The following is a 22833-nucleotide window of genomic DNA, read 5'->3' as shown; positions in this document are numbered from 1 at the left end:
GGACCAGGAATGAGGGCGGTCACGCCGCCTCCACCTTGACGTCCGCGGCGGAGCGCAGGGGAAGCTCCTTCAGGAACAGGGTCATCACGAAGGACAGCACGGCCAGCCCGGCGGCCAGCAGGAACAGGGTGGAGAAGCCGTGCTCGAACACCGATTGGGCGGTGGCGCGGGCGGCGGGCGGCAGGCCGGAGAGGGCGGAGGGGCCGCGCTCCATCACCTCGCGCCCGCTGATGCCGGGTAGGCCGGCGGCGTTCAGCCGGGCCTCCGCGTCGGCGGCGAAGACCGCGCCGAACACCGCCACCCCCACAGACCCGCCGAGCGAGCGGAAGAACCCCACGGAGGCCGTGGCGGCGCCGAGATCGCGCCGGTCCACCGCGTTCTGGACGGCGACCGTCATCACCGGCATGACCAGTCCCAGCCCGATGCCCAGCGGGATCAGGATCAGCGTGGACCACAGCCCGCTTTCCGACACCGTCGGCGACAGCCCCAGCGCCAGATACATCACCGCGGCCAGCGCCAGCCCGGTCAGCGGGAAGACCTTGTAGCGCCCGGACCGGGAAATCAGCCGTCCGCCGCCCCCGGCACCCAGCACCATGCCCAGCACCATCGGCAGCAGCAGGAAGCCGGAGGTGGTGGCGCTGGTCCCGGCGACCAGTTGCGACCGCATGGGCAGATAGACGATGCCCGCGAACAGGACCATGGCCGACACGGCGACCACCGGGTTGGCGACCGCCACCACCGGCTCCCGGAACAGGTGGAGCGGAAGGATCGGTTCCTTCACCCGCCGCTCGTGCCACAGGAAGACTGCCAGCATCGCGAGGCCCAGCGCGCTCAAGCCGAGGATCGTGGGGGAGGTCCAGGGCAGGGCGATCCCGGCGCGCGACACCACGAACAGCAGGGACGTCACCGTGCCCATCAGCAGCGCCGCGCCCACATAGTCGATGCTCGGCTGCGCCCGCCCGGCGGGCAGGCGGTCCAGCGCCCGGCTGGTCATCAGCAGGGCGGCGGCGCCGATCGGCAGGTTGATCAGGAAGATCCAGTGCCAGCTCAGCGATTCCGTGAAGACGCCGCCCAACAGCGGCCCGGCCACGCTGGACAGGGCGAAGATGCCGCCGATGTAGCCCTGGTAGCGCCCGCGCTCCCGCGGGGCCACCACGTCGCCGATGATGGTGAAGGCCAGCGCCATCAGGCCGCCGCCGCCGAGTCCCTGGATGGCGCGGAACAGGATGAGCTGCCCCATGCTCTGCGCCAGCGCGCACAGCACCGACCCGACCAGGAACAGGAAGATCGCCACCTGGAGCACCCGCTTGCGCCCATAGAGGTCGCTCAGCTTGCCGTAGATCGGCGTGGTGGAGGTGGAGGCCAGCAGATAGGCGGTGACCACCCAGGGCAGGTTTTCCAGGCTTCCCAGGTCGTGGGCCATGGTCGGCAGGGCCGTTGCGACGATGGTCTGGTCCATCGCCGCCATCAGCATGGCGAGCGCCACGCCGCTGAACACCCGCATGATCTCGCGGTGGGTGAAGACGGCGTGCTCGTTGGAGGCGTCGGTCATGGTCTCGGTTCGGGCCGGAATAAACGGTGGGGCGTACCATAGCCCCCGGGACGCTCCGCGCAAGGACTCCGCCGCGGATGGCTGCTAATCTCCCCGCCGCCTTTCCGAAATAGTCGCCATCGGCCCATGCTGACCGTACGCAATCTGTCCACCCGCGTGCTGAAGCCCGCCTCCTTCCGGCTGGAGGCCGGGGAATGCGTGGCCGTGCGGGGGAAGTCCGGCTCGGGGAAGTCCGTGCTTCTGCGCGCCCTGGCCGACCTCGACCCCTCGGACGGAGAGGTGCGGCTGAACGGCGTCCTGCGGGAGGATCTGCCCGCTCCGCTCTGGCGCCGCCGGGTGACCTACGTCGCCGCGGAGTCGGGCTGGTGGGAGGACCGGGTGGGCGCCCATTTCGCGGAGCCGGACCGCGCCGCCGCGCTCGCCGGGGAACTGGGGCTGCCGTGGGAGGTGATGGAGTGGCCCGTCGCCCGCCTGTCCACGGGAGAACGGCAGAGGCTCGCCCTGGTCCGCGCGCTGGTGCAGGGGCCGGAGGTGCTTCTGCTCGACGAGCCGACCGGCCCGCTGGACGCGGAGGCGACGGAGCGGGTGGAGGCGCTTCTGCGCGGCGAACTGGCGCGCGGGGCCGGGGTGCTGATCGTCACCCATTCGCCCGAGCAGGCCGCCCGGCTGGCGCACCGGCACCTGCTGGTGAGCGGCGGTGTGGTGACGGACGGGGTGTGATGCCGCTGATTTCCCTTCACTACACCGACCTTGCCGTCGCGGCGCTGCTCCTGCTGGTCAACGGGGGCCTGTCCACGGCCCTGGCGTTGGGGCTGGCGCGGCCCCTGGCGGTGGCGTCGATGCGGATGGTGGTTCAGCTTTCCCTGGTCGGGCTGGTGCTGACCCGGCTGTTCGCCCTGGAATCGCCCTGGCTGACCCTGGGCGCGGCGCTGGTCATGCTGCTGTTCGCCGGTCAGGAGACGATGGCCCGGCAGGAACGGCGGCTGGCCGGCTGGTGGGCCTACGGCATCGGCACCGGGGCGATGGGGGCGGCGGCGGGGATCGTCCTGCTGCTGGGCCTGTCCACGGCGGTCCGGCCCGACCCCTGGTGGGACGCGCGCTACGCCATTCCGATGCTGGGCATGGTGCTGGGCAACGCGATGAGCGGGGTGGGGCTGGCGCTTCACACGCTGACGGCGGCGGCGCGGGAGCGGTCCGCCATCGAGGCGCAGCTCGCGCTGGGCCGCACCCGCTGGGTGGCCCTGCGTCCCGTGCTGCGCCACGCGCTGCGCACGGCGCTGATGCCCACGGTCAACGGCATGGCGGCCATGGGGGTGGTGGCCCTGCCGGGCATGATGACCGGCCAAATCCTGTCCGGCGTCGATCCGGGGGAGGCCGTGAAGTACCAGATCCTCATCATGTTCCTGATTTCCGGCGCCACGGGGCTGGGCGTCCTGGCGGCGGCGCTGGCGACGGTGCGGCGGCTCAGCGACCGGCGGCACCGGCTGCGGCTCGACCGGCTGGTGCGGCGGAGCGGGGCGTAAGGAACCCGGACGGGCTCGCCGCGGTTGAACCCGATTGGTACCCAGCATTGGCGACGGGGGGCGCGGAGCATGGCGCACATCGTGGAAATCCGGAACGGCGCGATCGTCGGCAACGACGAGCCAACGGACGAGTATCTGCCCGTCGGAACCCACATCGCCCAGGCCGATGGCTTCTACGTCAGCTTCGGCATGGACGTGGAGGGCCCCTACGCCCGCAACGACGCGGAGGACCGGCTGAACCATCTGAAGCGCGCCACCCAGGCGGATTTGGAGCGTCCTTAAGCGTAGCGGCGGCCAAGGCCCCCACCCTAACCCTCCCCCGCTTCGCAGGGGAGGGTTAGGGTGGGGGCAAGGCCGCCGCTACGCCAGCTACGTCGGCTCCGTCTCCCGGTCGCGCTGCTCCAGGCTGGTGCGCACGGTGCGGCGCAGGTCGTCGGGTTGGATGGGCTTGTGCAGCAGGGCGCATTGCGCCCCGGCGGCCTCGCGCAGCCGGTCGGAGGAGGTGTCGCCCGTCAGAAGCACCCCCGGCAGGTCGGGGCCGAAGCGGCGGCGCAGCGTGTCCATCAGCATCAGGCCGGTGTCGCCGTCCGGCAGGCGGTAGTCGGTCAGCACGAGGTCGGGCACCAGCGTGCCGTCCACCAGTTCCAGGGCTTCCGCCACCGAACCGGCCTCCGTCACGCGGTAGCCCCAGCCGTCCAGCATCAGGCCCAGAGCCATGCGGATCACCGCGTCGTCCTCGACCAGCAGGACGGTGGCGTCGCCGTCCGCATCGCCGCCGGACGAAGCGAAATCGTCGTCCAGCGTATCGCCGCAGTGCCGCTGGTCCAGGATGGCGCCCTTCGGCAGGGTGACGGCGAAGCCGGAGCCCTTGCCCGGGGCCGAGGTCACCTCGATGGTGCCGCCCAGCATGTGGACGAGGCGCCGCGCGATGCTGAGCCCCATGCCGAGGCCCTCCCGCCGGTCGCGGGCGGCGTTGCCGATCTGGTAGAAGTCCTGGAAGATGCGGTCGAGCTGGTTCTCGGGAATGCCGATGCCGGTGTCCCACACCTCGAACCGCAGGGCGCCGCCGCGCCGCCGCGCGCCGAACAGGACCCGGCCCTGCCGCGTGTAGCGGATGGCGTTGGTCAGCAGATTGCGCAGAACCCGTTCCAGAAGCCCGCCGTCGGTGTTCGCGGTCAGCCGCACCGGCACCGTGCGCAGCGTCAGGCCGGCGGAAAGGGCGACCGCCCGGAATTCCCCGTGAAGGCGCTCCATGATCACCCCCACCTCCACCGGCGTGGTGTGGGGGGTGACGAGCCCGGCCTCCAGCTTGGAAATGTCCAGCAGGCAGTCGAGCAGGCCGCCGAGCGAGGTCACGGTGTCGCGGAGCTGGATCGCGATGCGGCGCGCCTCCTCCGGGATCGGCTCCTTCAGCAACAGCCCGGACAGCAGCGTCAGGGCCTGGGCCGGCTGCCGCAGGTCGTGGCTGGCCGCCGCCATGAAGCGCTCCTTGGCGTCCAGCGCCACGTTCAGGTCGCGCTCCATCGACTTGATGGCGGAGATGTCGGTGACGCTGGAGACCACCGCCTCGGGCCGCCCGTCGGCGCCCGGCACAGGGTGGCTGGACACGCGCAGCCAGCGGGTGGAAGCCCCCGCGCCGTCTCCGTCGGCGATTCCGATGATCTGTTCGACGACCGGCTTCCCGCTGTCCACCGCCCGGGCGGCGGGCGGCGGTCCGGTCAGGCGGGCGCCGTCCGCGCCGATGAAGCGCCGCTGGGCCGCGCGCCCCTTCCGGTCGCCCGGAGTCCGGCTTTCGTAGGGGCGGGCGCGGGGGTCGAGCAGGATGCCCGCCGGTCCGGCCATCAGCCGCTCCGCCATGGCGTTGGCGACCATCACCGTGCCGTCCACCGACCGCATCGCCAGCCCTTCGGACAGGGACTGCACGAGCGTTCGGTGCCGCCGTTCGCTCTCCGCCAGGGCCAGTTCCGCCGCGCGGCGGGCGGTGACGTCGCGGAAGGCCACCACCGCTCCGGTGATCGCCCCGTTCTGAAGGATCGGGGATACGGTCATCTCCGCCACGACATCCTCGCCGCCCTGCCGCCGCAGGCGTCCGTCCGCCACCTGCCGGACCTGCCCGTCGGCCAGCGACAGCGTTACCGCGCGCCGCGCGCCGTCCGACGCACCGCCGGCCAGGATGTCGAAGCCGCGCCCGACCAGTTCGGACGCGCCGAAACCGGTCATCGACTGGCCGGCGGCGTTCACGAAGGTGATGGCGCCATTGGCATCCAGGCCGCAAATGCCGTCCGCCACCGCCTGAAGGATGTGGTGATAGGCGGCGCGGGTGCGCTCCGCCTCGTCGCGGGCGTTCTGAAGCTCACCGACCCAGACGTTGCGCTCCGTCACGTCGGTGATGGTCAGAAGGACGTCGCCCTTGTCGGCGTCGTCCAACTCGACCATCCGGGCGTCGGTCAGGCCGTCGATGGCGCTGTGGGCGCCGACGAAGGCGTATTCCTGGCGCGTCCATTGCCCGGAATCGCGCAGCCGGGACAGCGCCGTGAACAGGCGCCCGTGGTCCAGCGATTCCACCATGAGGGTCAGCGGGCGGCCCTTCAGCCGGCGCAGCGGCAGGCCGAACTGCCGCTCCGCGGCGGCGTTGGCCTCGCAGACGATGCCCATGGCGTTGACGGTGAAGCAGGCCAGCGGCACCGACTGGAAAAGCTGGAGATACTGGATGCGCGAGGCTTCCAGGGCCTGCTGGGCGGTGCGCAGTTCCTCGTTCTGGATTTCCAGCTCGGCCTGATGCACGTACAGCTCGTGCAGGACCTCCTTGAGCGTGGTCGCCGAAACCTCCGCCCCTTCGAAGCCGCCCGAGTTGAGAGCCTGTTCCGCGCGCTTGCGAAGCCGTTCGTTCCGGAATCCGTTCACGCCGCGCCCCCGGCCGCCGTGTTTCGGTCGGTAAGGCCGCCTTGCGTCTTCTGGCCGTTCCGCCGCCCGCTCGCGCGCAGTTCCATCCGCTTCCGGTTGGTGATGTCGATGTGGCTGACCACCGCTCCCCCCGACAGTCCGGCCAGACGGCACGCATGCATCATGAACCAGCGCTCCTCCTTGTCGGAATGACAAGGGTATTCGATCGTGAACTGGTCGGTCTCGCCGGCCAGTATCCGGCGCAGCCCGTCGTTCACGGCACGGGCGATGTCTTCGCCTTCGGTTCCTTCCCCGGCGTTGCAGACATCAAGATAATTGGTACCCGGACCGCAACGTTCCAGCGCCGGTGCCCCATTCTTCTCGCCGAACACGCGCCAGGCGTGGTTGACCATGGTGATGGCGCCGTTGGAATCGATGACCGCGACATGCTCCGGCAGGCTGTTCAGCACGGTCTGGAGCTGCTCCGCCGCCGCCTTCGCCGCGGTGACGTCCACGAAGGTGACGACCACGCCGGCCACCTCGTTCTTCTCGGTCAGGTAGGGAAGGATGCGGGTCTGAATCCAGCGGTCGCCGCGCACGGGAACGTGCCGTTCCACGGGGCTGTGGTCGCGGAACACCGTCTCGATGTCCTTGAGGAACTCCGGATAGTCGATGTTGGTGGACAGGTGGGTGATCGACCGCCCGACGTCGCGCGGGATGATGTTGATGAAGCGGGCGGCCGCCGGGGTGAAGCGCCGGATCACCATGCCGCTGTCCAGGAAGACCGTGCCGATCTCCGTCGAGCGCAGCAGGTTGTCCAGGTCGTTGGTGACCTCCGTCAGCTCCTCCACCTTCGCCTGATACTCGGCGTTGACGGAGTACAACTCCTCGTTGACGGACTGAAGCTCCTCGTTGGTGCTCTGCAATTCCTCGTTGGAGGCGAGAAGCTCCTCGTTGGTCGCCTGGAGTTCCTCGTTGGCGGTCTCCAGCTCCTCGATGGTGGCCTGGAGGTTCTCGCCGCGGGACACCAGCTCCTGCTCCAGCCCGCGGATGCGCTCCGCGGTGTCGGTGTCGAAGTCGAAGTCGCTGTCCGGCAGGGCCAGGGTGGGGACGCTGGGGTCCAGCACGATCAGTGCGAAACGCCGTCCGGTCTTGCGCGCGACGAAGGGCTTCACGCGCAGGCTGACGGCGGGCAGCCCGTCGCGGTCCTTCACCGGGATGTTGGACAGGGCGAACTCCTCGCCGGAGCGGAAGGCCCGCGTCAGCGCCGTCCCGACCACCATGGAGACCGAGGAGGGCAGCAGCTTCAGCGCGTTCAGCGTGGCCTCGCCCGCCGGAACCTTCAGGATGGACGACGCCTCGCCGAACACATGCATGATGTTCATCTGGTCGTTGACCAGAAGGCTGGGCGGCACATAGGCCCGCATCAGCGTCGAGATCGCCTCGTCGATGGCGATCCCTTCCTCCTGCGCCTGCGACATGGCCTCGTCGCCGTGGCGGTGCACCGGGGCGGCGACGGTCGGAACCAGCAGCCGCGACAGCCGGTGGGTTCCCGTGCGCAGGCTCTGGAACAGCTTGTTGCGGCTGTCCAGGACGTGGAATTCCGCCGACAGGTCGCCCAGCGTCTCGCTGGTTCCCAGGAACAGGAAACCGCTCTGCCGCAGCGCGTACTGGAACAGGCCGAGCACCTTCCGCTGAAGCGGCGAGTCCATATAGATCAGCAGGTTCCGGCAACTCACCAAGTCGATCTTGGTGAAGGGCGGATCGCGCATGATGTTGTGGGCCGCGAAGACCACCATGCGGCGGATGTCGCGCGTCACCACGTAATGGTCGCCGCGGGCGGTGAAGTAGCGGGCCAGCCGTTCCTGCGACACGTCTTCGGCGATGGAGCGCGGGTATTCGCCCAGGCTGGCGATCTCGATGCTGTCCTGGTCGATGTCGGTGGCGAAGATCTTGACGTCGAAGGACCGGCCCATCCGTTCCTGCGCCTCGGCGAACAGGATGGCGATGGAGTAGGCCTCCTCGCCCGTGGCGCAGCCGCAGACCCACACGCGCACCATGTCGGTGGGGCTGCGCTTCGCCAGAAGGGTGGGGACCACCTTGTCGGCCAGCGCGGCGAAGGCGCCCTCGTCGCGGAAGAAGCGCGTGACGCCGATCAGCATCTCCTTGTAGAGGCTGACCGTCTCGGCGCTGTTCCGGCGCAGCAGCGCGGCGTAGTCGCTCATCGAATCGAGGCCGGCGGTGTGCATCCGCCGCTCGATCCGGCGCAGCAGGGTCGCCAGCTTGTAATGCGAGAAATCCACGCCGGTGACGGAACGGATGGCCGCCACGATCTGCGCCAGGGGGTCGTTGTCGCGGTCTTGCGGGCGGGGCGGGACGGGCAGGTTGCGGGACAGGGCCCGGCGGGCGTTCCCGATCAGGCAGGCCGGAAGCCGGTCGGGGGGAGTCACCGCGTCCACCTGCCCGGTGGCCAGCGCGCTGCGCGGCATGCCGTCGAACTGCGCCGATTCGGGGTCCTGCACCGCGACGAAGCCGCCCGCCGACTTGATCGCCAGAACACCGCGCGTTCCGTCCGAGCCGGTGCCGGACAGCACCACGGCCATCGCCCGCGGCCCCTGGTCCTTCGCCAGCGCGGTGAAGAAGATGTCGATGGGCAGGCTCATGCCGCCGCCCACGTCCTTTGCGGTCAGGCGCAGCCGCCCGTCCTCGATGGACAGGTGCTTTGCCGGGGGCAGAAGATAGACGGTGTTGCGCTCCACGGCCACGCCGTCGGCGGCCTGCACCACCGACATGGCGGTGTGCTTGGCCAGCAGGTCGACCATCAGGCTCTTGTGGACGGGCGACAGGTGCTGGACCACCACATAGGCAAGGTCGCTGTCCCCCGGCACGTTGTCGAAGAAGCGCTGGAGCGCTTCCAACCCGCCGGCGGACGCCCCGATGCCGACGATGCAGCAGACCCGTTCCCCGCCTTCCGGATAGGGACCGTAGACGGAGACACCGTCCTCCTCCCCGTCCTGCGCCGTCGGAGATTCGGGCGCGGCCCTCGAAAGAGGTCGCGCGGCGTCTTCGGTGGTCGGAAGGTCGTTGTCTTGTGGTTCCACGGAGTGCTTCGGTTCTGCGGGAAAAAAGGACGGCTTCACGGGTTATTTGCCGTCTCACCGTGACATTCAAACCCTCCCATGCGCGGCGCCGCTCCTTTTCCCTGCGCGACGGCGGTTGTGAAATGGCGAGGGGTCAAGCGGCTATATAGGAAGCAGTCCGGTCGGTCAATCCGTACAATCCGATGACGGAGGGGGCCAAGTGCGCCACGCTTTTCAAAGATCAGGTTTATCCAGGGCTCGGGATGTTCTTGACGATGCTCATATGACCAATGGATTGAATTGCTTCCGTCTGATTTCCTCCGAACCCGGTTCGGGTAGAGCGCGGTTTTGGAGACTTTCTGCCGCTCGGTCGTTTTCCATATTCGATCAGCGTCTATGCCCGAAGAGTAAGCGGGTGAATTCGTGCCGGTTGCGGAGCGTCCGTTCTTTTCCGGATTGCCATGCCCGTCTGAGATCGGGAAAGGTAAAATTCGAACGGATTTGCCACCGGCGCACAGCTTACCCAGAAAGTATGATGTGATGCGGGCACAACACTGTGCAGGATTTGCTACTTCGTTCGCTTATGTCGCTTTACGCGAATGGCGCTTTGCGCAATCTTTGATCCGTAGCCACTAATCATGAAAAATGTAGGAAAGGAGTGCGCCAGATGGAGCGCGAGGACGAATGTGCTCTCGACCGATATATCACGGCGATTCCGCCTAACCTGAGAGTAGTGGCCAAGGCTGCTTACGAGGAGCTGTCGAACAATCCCTTCCTGCCGGTCTTTTCGAAGGACGAAATAGCGCGGTTGATCTGCTCACCGGGATTTCAGAGTTATTTGGAAAGCGAGAACCGGACGAGCGCCGGTTCGCTGATGATGCTCTGTTCGGCGGGGCTTGCGACGCGCCATTGACACCACCGCGCCGCAGCCACTCTTCAGCAGGCCGGCGAGGCGTCGCCGGCCTGATTTTTCCCCGATCGGTTTGATGCATGCTCTCGCATTGTCACCGCTGTGAAGGCGGTGGTGAAAAGGATTTCTGCAACCATGAAAATGTTGCGGATTCTTCGGTATCGTATCAAAATTGGTGGTAGCGGGGCTTGCCGCCCCTGGGCTCGGAGCAACTGGTATGAGCGCCAAAAGACCGTCTTCTTCGATGAAGGGCGCCTTCAGCCGTCTTCAAGGTGAGCCGAGAGTCGTCGAAAACGTTCGGATCGCGTCGCCTGAGCAACAGCGCAAGGCGAACCAGCTATTTACCCGCCTCTCCAAATCGGTCGAGAAGACTGGCTGGAAGCCTTACAAGCCGGCGGGCTGACAGCATGCAGCAAATCAACATCCCATTACGCGGCTCGCGTGCGCAGGTCGTTTGCGCGCGCGAGGTAACGGATGATTTCCTGTTGGAGCGCTCAAAGCTCGGTACTCACGGCCTCAAAGCGGTTGAGCGTCTTGTCGAATCGTTCGACAGCCGTCCCGAGAGCAGGGGTGACATTCTGTTTCCTTCCACGCCGGTCGGAGCCGCCCACACCCGCTTCGACGGCGGCTTCTACATCTTTTTTCAACGCTTCAACGCGGCCCACCCACTCCGATACCTGATCAAGCTCTGGTGGTGCGGAACCTATGCGACCGGCTTCGGCGGGCCGAAGTTCGACTTCGAAAATCTCGAAGAGTAACGGGCGGCCAACAGAGGCGTTTGCCGCCCGGTCGATGCGTCACCGCCCGATTCCCAGCGGCGGCATGCGCGCCTCCACGGTACCGCTGCGGGCCGCGTTCACCAGCGGCGCCAATTCGGACAGCGCCGGGCGCAGTCCGGCCAGCACCGCCGCCGCCTCCACGAGGTCGCCCTTGCCGGAGGCGAGGTCGAGCAACTCCCGGAGCACCGGTTTCGGGCGAGGGTAGGGGATCAGGCTGACCGGGGCGTCCGGGTCCAGCTTCGCCGCCTGCTTGGCCAGCGTCACCGCCGTGGAGACGCCGCCCAACTCGTCGATCAGGCCGAGGTCGCGCGCCTGGGCGCCGGTCCACACGCGCCCCTTCGCGGCGGCCCGCGCCTGTTCCGGGGTGAGGTTCCGCGCCTCCGCCACGCGGGTCAGGAAGGTGGCGTAACTGCTGTCGATGATCGCGTTCAGCCGCTCCTCCCCCTCCGGAGTGAAAGGACGGAAGGGGGACCACAGCCCGGCGTTGGGGGCGGTGTCCAGGATGCCCCAATGCACGCCCAGCCGCTCCGACAGGCCGGCGACCGACATCTTGCCGGCCACCACGCCGATGGAGCCGGTCACGGTGGCGGGGGACGCGACGATTCGGTCGGCGGCCAAGGCGATCCAGTAGCCGCCGGACGCCGCCGTGCCACCCATGCTGGCGATCACCGGCTTGCCCGACTGGCGGGCCTTGACCAGCGCGCGCCGGATCGTCTCCGATGCCGTGACGCTGCCGCCGCCGCTGTCGATGCGGAACAGGATCGCCTTGACGTCGGGATCGTCCACCGCGTCCTCGACGGCCTCCACGATGGTCTCCGATCCGGCGGTGACTTCGCCCAGACCGGGCTTGCCGCTGTCGCCGCTCGTGATGGTGCCGGTGGCGTGGATCAGCGCGATGGCCGGGCCGCCGCGGTTCAGCGGCCCGGCAAGAGTCAGATAGTCCGCCGGCTCCATGGTTTCGGCGTCCGGCCCGGTTCCGGCGCGGCGCAGCGCCTCCTCCCGCGCCTCGTCGGCGTAGCCCAGCCGGTCGATCAGCCGGGCCTCCAGCGCCTCGCGGTCGAGCAGCGGTGCCCGCGCCATCGCCGTCCGAACGGCGGCGGGGGGAAGGCGGCGGCTGACCGCCACGCCGTCGACGATCTGGTTCGTCAGGTCGCCCAGCAGGGATTCCAGCATCTCCCGGTGGGCGGGGGTGAAGTCGGTCCGCGTGAAGCTGTCGGCGAAGCTCTTGTACTCCTCCCGCTGGAGGATCTGCGGCTGCACGTCCAGCTTGTCCAGAGCCCCGCGGGCGAAGGGGATCTGGGCCGACAGGCCGGTCAGGCCGAGCAGGCCCAACGGCTGCATCCACACCTCGTCGAAGGCGCTGGCCAGCAGATAGGAGCGGTTGCCCGCCCCGGTGTCGCCGTAGGATTCGGCGAAGGCGATGGCGAAGCGGCCCGACGCGCGGAACCGCTCCACCGCCGCCCGAAGCTCCTGGACCTGGGCGAAGCTGGCGCTGTCGCCGCCGAAGCGGGCCAGCACGCCCTTCACCCGCGGGTCCTCGCGGCCCCGCTCCAGGGCGTCCAGAACCTCCTGGAAGGTCGTCTCATGGCCCAGGAGGCTGCCCAACCGGTCCACGGTCCCTTCCGCCAGCGGATCGCGGAGGTCGAGTTCCAGCACCACGGCGTCGGGCCGGGCGGGTTCGTGCCGCATCACCAGGACGACCCCGGTGACCAGGGCGGCCACCACGAGAAAGCCGATGAGCGCGAACAGGCGGACGAAGAACCTCAGCATCCGGGCGGCTCCGGTGGTTGCGCGGGGTCAGCGGTCGAGCTTGTGGTACTCATGGTTCGGCAGCATGTCCACCGCCGAGGCGACGCGGTTCGACATGTTGTAGAAGCCGGCGGTGTCGGCGACGTCGAAGATCTCCTCGTCGCTGAGGCCGGCGTCGCGCAGCGCCTGGCGGTCCGGCTCGTCCATGGTCCAGGGCTCCTTGGTCAGCTTCCAGGCGAAGTCCAGCATGGCGCGCTGGCGCGGCTCCAGCTTGGCGGCGCGGTAGTTGAAGGCCAGCATCTCCCCCAACTCCGGATCGCCCGACAGCTTGCGCACCGCCTGCCCATGCGCGACGAGGCAGTAATAGCAGTGGTTGGCGGACGACACGACCACGGCGATCATCTCCCGCTCCAGCTTCGACAGGCCGCTCTCCCCGACCATCAGCTCGTTGTAGAGCTGGGCGAAGGTGCGCAGCTTCTTCGGGCGCAGGCTGTAGGCGCGCAGCACGTTGGGGACGAAGCCCAGCTTCTCCTCGCACTTGGCGAAGAGCGCCGCCATGTCCGGGTCGAGGTCGGACGTCTCGGGAACGGGCAGGGCCATGACGTGATCGGGCTGGGGCATCGTTGTGGTCTCCTCCGGATTATCCGCGCCGCTGACGCGCATCGTTGCCGGCGCGTTGTTTCGGGCGACAGGGTAGCGGCGCCGCCGCCGTTCGCAAAGCCCCACCTCCGGTCAAGGTGCAGTGGGGACGTCTGCAACCCTGCCTTTCGGAAGTTGTGTCTCGCCAATGACCGCTGGGCGTGAGAAGACAGCGTTCCGTTGCAACGCAGTGGTTCCACCGATGAACGATCCGGGCGGCAAGGGCGCGCCCAAGCTCGGCCTCCTCTCGGTTCTGGTGGTCGAGGACAGCGCCTTCATCCGCAACGTGCTGACCGCCACCTTGCGCACCATCGGCGTCGGCACGGTGCATGCCGAACCCGGCGGGGCGGAGGCCATCCGCTTCCTGGACGAGCGGCGGGCCGCCCTGCCGCCGGGCACGGCGCCGGTGGACGTCGTGATTTCCGATCTGGTGATGCCGGAGGTGGATGGGCTGCTGCTGCTGCGCTGGCTGCGCTACAGCCCGAAGTCGCCGGACCGCTTCCTGCCCGTGCTGATGCTGTCCGGCGCCGCCGACCGGCATTACGTGGAGCAGGCGCGGGACCTGGGCGCCACCGATTTCATCGCCAAGCCCTTTTCGGCGGGCACCATCGCCAGCCGCCTGCTGGCCGCCATCGCGCGCCCGCGGCGCTTCGTTCTCGCCAAGGGCTATTTCGGGCCGGACCGGCGGCGGACTCAGCGCCCCGTGGCGATGGACTGCCGGATGACCGGCCCCGGCGAAGTCCTGGTGGTGCACAGCAAATCGAAGGCCGTGGGAATCGACCGTTTCCCGGTCATCCATTTCGACCTTCCCAACCGGCTGGGCGCGAAGATGGGCATCGCGCCGAAGGACCCCGTGCCGGTCCTTCCCGACGAGGTTCTGGCGGCGGCGGAGGCGGAGATCCAGAACCGGGCCGGCGATTACGCCATCTGGATCGCGGGGGAGGTGGACGAACTGGCCCGCCGCGTCGAGCGGTTGGGAGTGGAGGCCGCCGCGGTCCCGGCGCTGATGGCGCAGATCAACCGGTCCGCCCACGAGATGCGCGGGCAGGGCGGCATCTTCGGCTATCCCCTCATCACCCGGATCGCCAAGTCGCTCTACGAGGCGACGCAGGGCGGCTTTCCCAGCGTCACCGGCAACGAGCGCCTGCTGCTGAAGGCCCATGCGGACGCCATCAAGGCGGTGATGAACGGGCGGATCAGCGGTGACGGAGGAGCGACCGGCCAGCAGCTTCTGGCCTCGCTGGAGCGTGCCAAGAAGAAGTACGCGAAGGCCGAGGGCGAGGGCGATCCGGCCTGAGTGCCGCTATTTCCAGCGGACGCCGGCCTCGCGGCGGATTTCCTCCATGCGTTCCAGCGCCGGCTTGAAGCCGGTCAGGGAGAAGCGGACCTCCGCCTTGCCGCCCCCCGGAGCGGAGCCGACGGCGGACACCTCCTTGGAGGACGCCAGCCGCTCCACCAGCTTGGCGTTGGTGTCCGGGTCGCTCACCGCGCAGGTGTTGGTCTCCCATTCGAACCGTTCGCAGGGATACTCCGGGCGGAACAGCGCCCGGTCCACCCAGACGCGGACGATCCGCGACAGGTCCATCGTCCTGTCGTCCAGACGGAAGCGCAGCCCGTCCAGCCAGCGTTCGCTGGAACGCAGCCAGACGAGCCGGGAGCGCCGGTCGGTGCCGGGACGGGACAACAACTCGCACTCGACGCGGCGGGGCTCGCTCCAGATCTGGCAGTAGAGCCGCCAGTCCTTGAAACTCTCCGAATGCTCCCGAAAGGCTGGAGGCTGGGCGGCGGCGGGAAGGGCGGCCAGCAGAAGAAGCCCCGCGATCAGTCCGCCAATCCGCGCACACGTCCTCGTTCCCGACACCCGCATGGGCCTCAGCCCCGTGCGTAGGCGCGCTGGCGCAGCAGGTGGTCGGCCAGCACGCAGGCCATCATCGCCTCGCCCACCGGGACGGCGCGGATGCCGACGCAGGGGTCGTGGCGGCCCTTGGTCAGGATGTCCGTATCCTTCCCCTCCAGATCCACCGTCTGGCGCGGGGTGAGGATGGAACTGGTCGGCTTCACGGCGAAGCGCACGACGATGTCCTGGCCGGTGGAGATTCCGCCCAGGATGCCGCCGGCCTGGTTGGACAGGAACTCGGGTTCCCCGTTCGGGCCGGCGCGCATCTCATCGGCGTTCTGCTCGCCGGTCAGGGTGGCGGCCTCGAAGCCGTTGCCGATCTCCACGCCCTTCACGGCGTTGATGGTCATCATGGCGCGGGCGAGATCGCCGTCCAGCTTGTCGTAGAGCGGGTCTCCCAGCCCGGCGGGCAGGCCGGAGGCCACGACCTCCACCACCGCCCCGATGGAGGAGCCGCTCTTGCGGATTCCGTCCAGATAATCGGCCCATTCGGCGGCGGCCTGCGGGTCGGGGCAGAAGAAGGGGTTGTTGTCCACCTCCGCCCAATCCCAGCGGCTGCGGTCCACCTTGTGCGGGCCGATCTGCACCAGCGCGCCGCGTACGGTCACCCCCTCGCCCAGCACCTTGCGCGCCACGGCACCCGCCGCCACGCGGCAGGCCGTCTCCCGCGCCGAGGAACGCCCGCCGCCGCGGTAGTCGCGGATGCCGTACTTCTTCCAATAAGTGTAGTCGGCGTGGCCGGGCCGGAACTTGGACGCGATCTCGCTGTAATCCTTGGACCGCTGGTCGGTGTTCTCGATCATCAGCGACACCGGCGTGCCGGTGGTCCGGCCTTCGAACACGCCGGACAGGATCTTGACCTGATCCGGCTCCTGCCGCTGGGTCGTGTAGCGCGACTGGCCGGGGCGGCGCTTGTCCAGCCAGGGCTGGATGTCGGCCTCACTCAGGGAGAGCAGCGACGGGCAGCCGTCCACCACCACGCCGATCGCCGGCCCATGGCTCTCGCCCCAAGTGGTGAAACGGAAAAGCGTACCGAAGCTGTTGCCGGCCATGGCGAGGACTCCCGATGCGACACGATGTTACCGCAGCTTGCGCGGTCGAGCGCGTTTCTTGCGGCGTTTCCACAAGCGCGTCAAGCACGAGGGCCGAAAATCGGAGACTCCGAAGGCCGAAACGAACAGCCCGGCCTTCTCGGGAGCGGATCGCGGCGGTGCCGGCGGGCGCCCCGGTGTGGACCGGGTACGCCCGCCGCCGGACTCACTCCGCTTTCGCGGCGCCGCCCAGCGAGCCCAGGAGCTGCGACACTTCCGCCGCGGCATCCACCGCCACCATGCCGACCGTGTGGTAGCCGGAGTCGACGTGCATCACCTCGCCGGTCACGCCGGTGCCGAGGTCGCTCAGCAGGAACAGGCCAGCGCCGCCGACCTCGCCGATGGTGACGTTGCGCTTCAGCGGGGCGTTCAGCTCGTTCCACTTCAGGATGTAGCGGAAATCGCCGATGCCGCTGGCCGCCAGCGTCTTGATCGGACCGGCGGAGATGGCATTGACGCGGATGTTCCGCCCGCCCAAATCGACGGCCAGGTAACGCACGCTCGCCTCCAGCGCGGCCTTGGCGACGCCCATCACGTTGTAGTGGGGCATCACGCGCTCGGCGCCGTAGTAGGAGAGGGTGAGCAGGCTGCCGCCGTCCTTCATCAGCGGAACGGCGCGCTGCGCCACCGAGGTGAAGGAGTAGCAGGAGATGTCCATCGTGCGCAGGAAGTTGGCCCGCGTCGTGTCCAGATAGAGGCCGTCCAGCTCGTTCTTATCGGAAAAAGCGATCGCATGAACCAGGAAGTCCAGCTTGCCCCATTCCTTTTCGATGGCGGCGAAGGTCGCGTCGACGCTGGCCTCGTCGGTGACGTCGCAGGGCAGCAGGAGCGGGGCCTTCACCTGCTCGGCCAGCGGCTTCACGCGCTTCAGCAGCGCGTCGCCCTGGTAGGTGAACGCCAGCTCGGCGCCGTGCTGCGCCAGCGTGGAAGCAATTCCCCAGGCGATCGAACGATCGTTCGCCACGCCCATGATCAGGCCGCGCTTGCCGTCCATGAGCGGCTTCGGGTTGGACATCCGTACCTCGTGCATCCAGAGTATGCTTTGAAAAGTGGGCCGCATCCTACACGAAAGACCGGCCCGGTCAAACCAAGGCGGGAGGCATCCTGTGGCTGAAACCGAAGGCACTTCCAAAGGAGCGTGGAGCCCCTTCGTGCGAATTCGGGAAGTCGGCGGCTTCATCGCCTATTCCTCCATGCGCTTCTACAACGACAACTGCTTCCAGACGGCGGCCTCGCTGACCTACACCTCGCTGCTGGCGCTGGTGCCGCTGATGACCATCGGTTTCGCCATCTTCTCCGCCTTCCCGGCCTTCAACGCGCTGCAATCGCGCATCCAGACGCTGCTGTTCAAGAACCTCGTGCCGGAGAACAGCGACGCCATCCTGCAGTATCTCTCGGCCTTCATGGCCAACGCCGGGCAGATGCCGGTGTTCGGGATCATCGGGCTGGCGATGTCCGCCGTGCTGCTGATCTGGACCATCGAGGGGTCGTTCGCCACCGTCTGGCGCGTGCGGGAGCCGCGGTCCTACGTGACGCGCATCCTGTCCTTCTGGGCCGTGGTGTCGCTCAGCCCCCTGTTCGCCGGCGCCAGCCTGTCGCTGTCCAGCACGCTGTGGGCGGTGCTGCAGTTCGCGCATCTGGAGGGGTTCGCCGACCCGCTGGTGGGCATCGGGTCGATCCTGCCCTTCACGCTGCAATTGGTCGGCTGCACGCTGCTCTACGTCATCATCCCGAACCGGGATGTGAGCTGGATGGACGCCGCCTGCGGCGGGGCCGTCGCCTCGCTCCTGCTGGAGCTGTCGAAGGCCGGGTTCGCCATGTACATGCGCGAATTCCCCGCCTACCAGACCATCTACGGCGCGCTGGCGACCGTGCCGATCTTCCTGTTCTGGCTCTACATCGCCTGGTCCACGGTGCTGTTCGGCGCCGTCATCACCGCCTCGCTTCCCGAATGGCGGGCCGGGAAGATCACCCGCGGCGGGCCGGAGGGGCTGCTTCCCGCGCAGCGTCTCGGGCTGGCACTGGCTGTCCTGCATGAGTTGATGGAGGGCACGCGGCTGGGCGTGGGGCTGCGTCGGCGGACGCTGGTGGGGCGCGTGCCGGTCGGGACGGTGCTGATCGACGGCATTCTGGAACAGCTCCGCGACGCCCATTGGGTGGCCCACACCACCCACAACGCCTGGGTCGTCACCCGCGACCTGGGCGAGGCCACGCTGTACGACCTGATGAAGGCCCTGGGCATCGGCCTGCGCGGCTCCGTCCGCGGACTGGGCGGGCTGGAGCTGCCCTGGCAGGACCGCACGGCCCATCTGCTGGAGCAGGCCGAACGGAACCAGGAGGACATTCTCGGCGTGCCGATCAAGGAGCTGCTGTCCGACCGTCCCGTCGAGACGGGGCCTCTGGAACCGGAATCGCAGGAGGCCGGCACGGCGGCGCGGGAGGGCTCGGGCGCCGTGCCTCTGCGGGCGAAGCGGCGGCCCTGAAGGCTGGGTTTACGGACGGTCTGCGGCCTTTCGCCCCACGGTCCTGCCGGTCCATCCGTTGATGTTTGAACAGATGTTCACAGTCTGGTAGCGGTCGCGGCGTCATCTTCAGCCGCCGACACAAGCCCTGCCATGACCTTCGCGACCGCCCTGATCCTCGCCTTCAGCCTGTCCATGGACAGCTTCGCCGCGGCGCTCGGCACCGGCGCCTGCCTGCGCCGCCCCGGCCTGTGGGAAGCGGTGCGTGTCGGCGCCTGCTTCGGCGGCGTCCAGCTCGCCATGCCGCTGATCGGCTTCGCGCTCGGCCTGACCTTCGCCACCGTGGTGCAGGAGGTCGATCACTGGATCGCCTTCCTGCTGCTGCTGGGTGTCGGCGGCAAGATGGTCTGGGAAAGCCTGTTCGGCGATGACGGGGAAGAGGACGCGGACCGTGCCGGCTGCGGCGGGCGCACGGCGCTCGGCCCGCTGATGCTCACCGCCGTCGCCACCAGCATCGACGCCGCGGCGGTCGGCGTGTCGCTGGCCGTGGTGGATGTGGACATCGTCAGCGTGTGCCTGCTGATCGGCGCCGTCACCTTCGGCCTGTCGTCGGGCGGTGTTCTGATGGGCCGCGCCGCCGGCCCGCTGCTCGGCCGCCGCGCCGAGCTGATCGGCGGGCTGGGGCTGGTCGCCATCGGCGTGAAGATCCTGGCCGAGCACACGCTCTGGGTTTGAGGCGGGCCGCTTACGCGGGTTCCCGGTATTTCGGGATGAGGTCCGCCGCGAAGCCGTCCAGATTGTTGTCGGCGGGCAGGGTCTTCACATAGTCGCAGCCGCGGCAGGCCTCGATCTCCTCGCGGCGGCCTTCCAGATGCTTCAGGCGGAAGTCGCGCAGCCGCTCGCCGTTCCAGATGTCGCGCAGCGACTCCTCGGCCACGTTGCCGACGATGGTCCCCATGCGCCAGTCGGCGCAGCAGACCGACACCTCTCCGTTGAAGTTGATGGCGAGCTTCAGGAAGGGCTCCGAGCAGACCTTCCGCGCGCTGTCCGGGGCGGCGGCGAAGGCGCTCTCCTCGGCCAGGGTTTCGCCATGCAGGGGATGGACGAACAGGCTGTCCGAGATCGGCGTGAAGGTGTCGATGAAGGTCTGCCGCTCCTCCTCCGTCAGCTCCACGTTGATGATCTTGCAATGCAGGTGGAAATTGCGCCCCAACTCCGTCTTGCGGCGGTGCAGATAGGCCACGTTGTCCACGATGGTCCGGAAGCGGTCGAAGCGCCGGGTGACGCGCTTGTACATGGCGTCGCTGGCCCCGTAGACGGACACCCGCATGGCGTCCAGCCCGGCGGCCAGCAGCGCGTCCGCCCGCTCCGGCGTCAGCAGCGAGCCGTTGCTGGTCATCTCCACATGGCGGGCGAGGCCGCGGGACTTCAGGAGATGGACCATATGCTCGATCCGCGTGTTCACCAGCGGCTCGCCGTCCTTGTAGAGATGGACGGATTTGATCGGCGCGTCGAATTCGGCGATGTCGTCGGCGATCTTGCGGAACAGGTCGAACTTCATGGCCCCGCGCGGGCGGCCGATCTCCTTCAGCAGGTCCGGGTTCCCGGTGGCGCAGAAGACGCAGCGGAAATTGCAGCCGTTCGACGGGTCGATCAGCAGCGAGAAGGGCGTGGTCAGCGGCAGCACCCGCGACAGGTCGTTGCGGTCGCGGTGCCGGCCATAGGGAATGTTCGCGGTGGTGGTCGCTTCGGTCATGACCTTCGCCGGGCAGCACGGTGGAGTGGAGCGTGACTATCAGGGGATCACGCGCTCCGTAAAGGAATCCTTCATCCCGCCGATTGGACAGTGCGCGATGCCCCCATGCGGCGGGTCCAAGGCAGGTTGTTCAGGGTCATGCTCGACATTCTTTCCCATCGCGTCGTCTACAGCGACCGGCGCTTCTACGCGTCCTTCCCTTCGGCGGCGACGCTGGCCGACGGGCGGGTGCTGGTGGCCTTCCGGCGCGCCCGCGATCACCGCTGGCTGCACGGGGAGCCTGCGGAGGGCAACGGCGACTTCAGCAGCGTGGACCATGTGGATTCGCGCTCCCACCTCGCGATCCAGCGCTTCACCCCGGATTTCGAGCCGGAGGGCGCGCCGCAATCCCTTCCCGCCGACCCGGAGGCGGGCGACCAGGACCCCAACCTGCTGGTCCTGCGCTCCGGACGGATCGTCATGGGCAGCTTCGGCTGGTACCCGCTGTCGGCGCGCCACGGCCTGCGCCTGCGGGAGAAGGGCGTTCATCTTCTGGGCAACCCGGAGACGTCGGGCACCTTCTTCCTGTTCTGGGGCGGCAGCACCCGGTTCAGCGACGACGACGGGCGGCTGTGGTCGGCGCACCGCTATCTGCCGGAATTGCCGGACCAGGGGCCGATCCTGCCGGGCCTGCGCCCGATGCTGGGCGGGGCCGTGCGCGGGCGGGCCGTGGAGGCCCCGGACGGCACGCTCCTGATGGCGACCTACACCGGCGGCCCCTACGCCAGCTATCTGTTCGCCTCCCGCGACCAGGGAGAGAGCTGGACCCTGCGCAGCACCATCGCGCGCGACCCGGCGGGCCGGGCCGGCTTCTGCGAGACCGCGCTGCATTTGATCGCGGACGGGCAGTTGATCGCCTTCCACCGCACGACCGGGCTGGGCGACCGGCTCGCCACCTCCGTCTCCCACGATCTGGGGGAAAGCTGGGCGCCCTGGATCGAGAACGCCGTCATCGGCCATCCCTACGACGCCTGCGCGCTGCCGGACGGGCGGCTGCTGGTCGTCTACGGCTACCGTCACGCGCCCTACGGCGTGCGCGCCCGCATCTGGGACAGTCGGCGGGAGACGTTGGAGGACGCGCCGGAGTTCGTCATCCGCGACGACGCGCCGTCGCCCGACGTCGGCTATCCCTGGGCGACCGTGCTGGCGGACGGGCGGGTGGCGGTCTGCTACTACATCTGCGACGCGGCGGGCGTGCGGCACATTCAGGCGACGCTGCTGCGCGTGAGCGGCTGATTGACGGCCTCCCGCGCAACTTCTATCGTCCGCCCCCGTTCCCGCAATCCCATGTTTTGGGGAGTAGACCGTCCATGAAGCCCGCCCGCCGGCCGTCGAACCCGCTGTTTTCCTCCGGCCCCTGCGCCAAGCGGCCCGGCTGGTCGTTGGACGCTCTGGACGGCGCGCTGCTCGGCCGCTCCCACCGGTCGAAGCCGGGCAAGGCGAAGCTGAAGGAGGTCATCGACCTGACCCGCGCGGTGCTGGCGATCCCCGGCGACTACCGCATCGGCATCGTCCCGGCCTCCGACACCGGGGCGGTGGAGATGGCGCTGTGGAACCTGCTGGGCGCCCGCGGCGTGGACATGATCGCCTGGGAGAGCTTCGGCAAGGAGTGGGTGACCGACGTCACCAAGCAGCTCCGCCTGCCCGACGTGCGGACCATCCAGGCCCCCTACGGCGAGCTTCCGGACCTGTCGCAGGCCGATTTCAGCCGCGACGTGGTGTTCACCTGGAACGGCACGACGTCGGGCGTGCGGGTGCCGGACGGCGATTGGATTCCGGCGGACCGCGAGGGGCTGTCGATCTGCGACGCGACCTCCGCCGCCTTCGCCATGGACATTCCCTGGAGCAAGATCGACGTCGCCACCTGGTCCTGGCAGAAGGTGCTGGGCGGCGAGGCCGCGCACGGCATGCTGGTGCTCAGCCCGCGCGCCGTGGAGCGTCTGGAGAGCTTCCAGCCCGACCGCCCGCTGCCGAAGATTTTCCGCCTCACGAAAAGCGCCAAGCTGATCGAGGGCATCTTCGTCGGCGACACCATCAACACCCCCTCCATGCTGTGCGTGGAGGACGCCATCGACGGGCTGCGCTGGTCGCTGTCGGTCGGCGGCCTGACGCAGCTCATCCGCCGGTCGGAGCAGAACCTGCGCATCGTCGCGGAATGGGTGGCGACCTCGACCTGGGCCGGTTTCCTGGCGGCGGAGCCGTCGATCCGCTCCTGCACCGCCATCTGCCTGCGCTTCACCGATCCCGAGGTGACCGCCCTGACGCCGGAGGCCCAGGCGGACTTCGCCAAGAAGCTCGCCGCGCTTCTGGAGAAGGAGGAGGCTGCCTTCGACGCCGGCTCCTACCGCGACGCCCCTCCGGGCCTGCGCCTGTGGGGCGGCGCCACGGTGGAGAACGAGGACATGGAGGCGGTCCTGCCCTGGCTCGACTGGGCCTTCGCCACCGTGAAGGCGGAAACCTTCGGGCGGTGAGG

The 22833-nt window shown here is 68.7% G+C and carries 20 protein-coding genes; 11 read left to right on the top strand and 9 right to left on the bottom strand.

Annotation, left to right across the window (positions count from 1 at the left end; genetic code table 11):
- Positions 1-19: 19 nt before the first annotated feature.
- Positions 20-1552, bottom strand: coding sequence for an MDR family MFS transporter (locus DS843_RS03875; protein ID WP_149467579.1), 1533 nt, complete (start codon positions 1550-1552; stop codon positions 20-22).
- A gap of 126 nt (positions 1553-1678) precedes the next feature.
- Here DS843_RS03875 and DS843_RS03870 point away from each other — a divergent pair, with 126 nt between their 5' ends.
- The 3 genes from DS843_RS03870 to DS843_RS03860 all read left to right on the top strand — a co-directional run bounded on the left by DS843_RS03870 (position 1679) and on the right by DS843_RS03860 (position 3357).
- Entirely contained in the window at positions 1679-2272 is a 594-nt protein-coding gene (locus DS843_RS03870) for an ABC transporter ATP-binding protein (RefSeq protein ID WP_149467578.1), read from the top strand.
- Positions 2272-3075: an ABC transporter permease gene (locus DS843_RS03865; RefSeq protein WP_149467577.1), complete on the top strand. Its 804-nt coding sequence runs from the start codon at positions 2272-2274 to the stop codon at positions 3073-3075. The genes DS843_RS03870 and DS843_RS03865 overlap by 1 nt, the downstream gene beginning before the upstream one ends.
- Positions 3076-3144: 69 nt before the next feature.
- The gene (locus DS843_RS03860; RefSeq protein ID WP_149467576.1) at positions 3145-3357 is read left to right on the top strand and encodes a hypothetical protein; all 213 of its coding nucleotides are present in this window, start codon (positions 3145-3147) and stop codon (positions 3355-3357) included.
- 87 nt (positions 3358-3444) lie between these two features.
- On the opposite strand, the gene DS843_RS03855 is transcribed toward DS843_RS03860, so the two are convergent.
- Both DS843_RS03855 and DS843_RS03850 read right to left on the bottom strand, forming a co-directional pair.
- Positions 3445-5979, bottom strand: coding sequence for a PAS domain S-box protein (locus DS843_RS03855; protein ID WP_149467575.1), 2535 nt, complete (start codon positions 5977-5979; stop codon positions 3445-3447).
- Complete coding sequence (locus tag DS843_RS03850; RefSeq protein ID WP_286191918.1) at positions 5976-9059, bottom strand: chemotaxis protein CheB; 3084 nt, start codon at positions 9057-9059, stop codon at positions 5976-5978. Before DS843_RS03850 ends, DS843_RS03855 begins: the two co-directional genes overlap by 4 nt.
- A gap of 646 nt (positions 9060-9705) precedes the next feature.
- Here DS843_RS03850 and DS843_RS03845 point away from each other — a divergent pair.
- From DS843_RS03845 to DS843_RS03835, 3 genes are all read left to right on the top strand, one after another.
- Positions 9706-9951 carry a hypothetical protein gene (locus DS843_RS03845; protein WP_149467574.1) on the top strand — a complete coding sequence of 82 codons (246 nt, stop codon included), beginning with the start codon at positions 9706-9708 and terminating at the stop codon, positions 9949-9951.
- Between the two features lie 214 nt (positions 9952-10165).
- A complete protein-coding gene (locus DS843_RS03840) occupies positions 10166-10351 on the top strand; it encodes a hypothetical protein (protein ID WP_149467573.1) in 186 nt (61 codons plus the stop codon).
- Between the two features lie 4 nt (positions 10352-10355).
- The gene (locus DS843_RS03835; protein WP_149467572.1) at positions 10356-10706 is read left to right on the top strand and encodes a hypothetical protein; all 351 of its coding nucleotides are present in this window, start codon (positions 10356-10358) and stop codon (positions 10704-10706) included.
- Between the two features lie 39 nt (positions 10707-10745).
- Here the strand turns inward: DS843_RS03835 and sppA are convergent, their stop codons facing one another.
- The gene (gene sppA / locus DS843_RS03830) at positions 10746-12497 is read right to left on the bottom strand and encodes a signal peptide peptidase SppA (RefSeq protein ID WP_149467571.1); all 1752 of its coding nucleotides are present in this window, start codon (positions 12495-12497) and stop codon (positions 10746-10748) included.
- Between the two features lie 27 nt (positions 12498-12524).
- Positions 12525-13097, bottom strand: coding sequence for a peroxidase-related enzyme (locus tag DS843_RS03825; protein WP_149467570.1), 573 nt, complete (start codon positions 13095-13097; stop codon positions 12525-12527).
- Positions 13098-13317: 220 nt separating this feature from the next.
- Here DS843_RS03825 and DS843_RS03820 point away from each other — a divergent pair, with 220 nt between their 5' ends.
- Positions 13318-14412 carry a response regulator gene (locus tag DS843_RS03820; protein WP_149467569.1) on the top strand — a complete coding sequence of 365 codons (1095 nt, stop codon included), beginning with the start codon at positions 13318-13320 and terminating at the stop codon, positions 14410-14412.
- Positions 14413-14418: 6 nt separating this feature from the next.
- Here the strand turns inward: DS843_RS03820 and DS843_RS03815 are convergent, their stop codons facing one another.
- From DS843_RS03815 to fabI, 3 genes are all read right to left on the bottom strand, one after another.
- Positions 14419-14982, bottom strand: coding sequence for an invasion associated locus B family protein (locus tag DS843_RS03815; protein ID WP_286191917.1), 564 nt, complete (start codon positions 14980-14982; stop codon positions 14419-14421).
- 5 nt (positions 14983-14987) lie between these two features.
- Entirely contained in the window at positions 14988-16064 is a 1077-nt protein-coding gene (gene aroC / locus DS843_RS03810; protein WP_149467568.1) for a chorismate synthase, read from the bottom strand.
- A 205-nt stretch (positions 16065-16269) separates the two neighbouring features.
- Positions 16270-17118: an enoyl-ACP reductase FabI gene (fabI, locus tag DS843_RS03805; RefSeq protein WP_149467567.1), complete on the bottom strand. Its 849-nt coding sequence runs from the start codon at positions 17116-17118 to the stop codon at positions 16270-16272.
- Positions 17119-17254: 136 nt separating this feature from the next.
- On the opposite strand from fabI, the gene DS843_RS03800 reads away from it, so the two are divergent.
- Positions 17255-18586, top strand: coding sequence for a YihY family inner membrane protein (locus DS843_RS03800; protein ID WP_149467566.1), 1332 nt, complete (start codon positions 17255-17257; stop codon positions 18584-18586).
- A 132-nt stretch (positions 18587-18718) separates the two neighbouring features.
- Positions 18719-19300 carry a manganese efflux pump MntP gene (locus tag DS843_RS03795; protein WP_149467565.1) on the top strand — a complete coding sequence of 194 codons (582 nt, stop codon included), beginning with the start codon at positions 18719-18721 and terminating at the stop codon, positions 19298-19300.
- Positions 19301-19310: 10 nt separating this feature from the next.
- Here the strand turns inward: DS843_RS03795 and DS843_RS03790 are convergent, their stop codons facing one another.
- Positions 19311-20321 carry a radical SAM/SPASM domain-containing protein gene (locus tag DS843_RS03790; protein WP_149467564.1) on the bottom strand — a complete coding sequence of 337 codons (1011 nt, stop codon included), beginning with the start codon at positions 20319-20321 and terminating at the stop codon, positions 19311-19313.
- Between the two features lie 138 nt (positions 20322-20459).
- Between DS843_RS03790 and DS843_RS03785 the strand changes: the two genes are divergently transcribed.
- Positions 20460-21596: a sialidase family protein gene (locus DS843_RS03785; RefSeq protein WP_149467563.1), complete on the top strand. Its 1137-nt coding sequence runs from the start codon at positions 20460-20462 to the stop codon at positions 21594-21596.
- Positions 21597-21670: 74 nt separating this feature from the next.
- The gene (locus tag DS843_RS03780; RefSeq protein WP_149467562.1) at positions 21671-22831 is read left to right on the top strand and encodes a phosphoserine transaminase; all 1161 of its coding nucleotides are present in this window, start codon (positions 21671-21673) and stop codon (positions 22829-22831) included.
- Positions 22832-22833: the final 2 nt, after the last annotated feature.

This window comes from Roseomonas genomospecies 6 (assembly GCF_008365375.1).
GTDB lineage: Bacteria > Pseudomonadota > Alphaproteobacteria > Azospirillales > Azospirillaceae > Azospirillum.
This window is presented reverse-complemented; position numbering and strand designations above follow the sequence as displayed.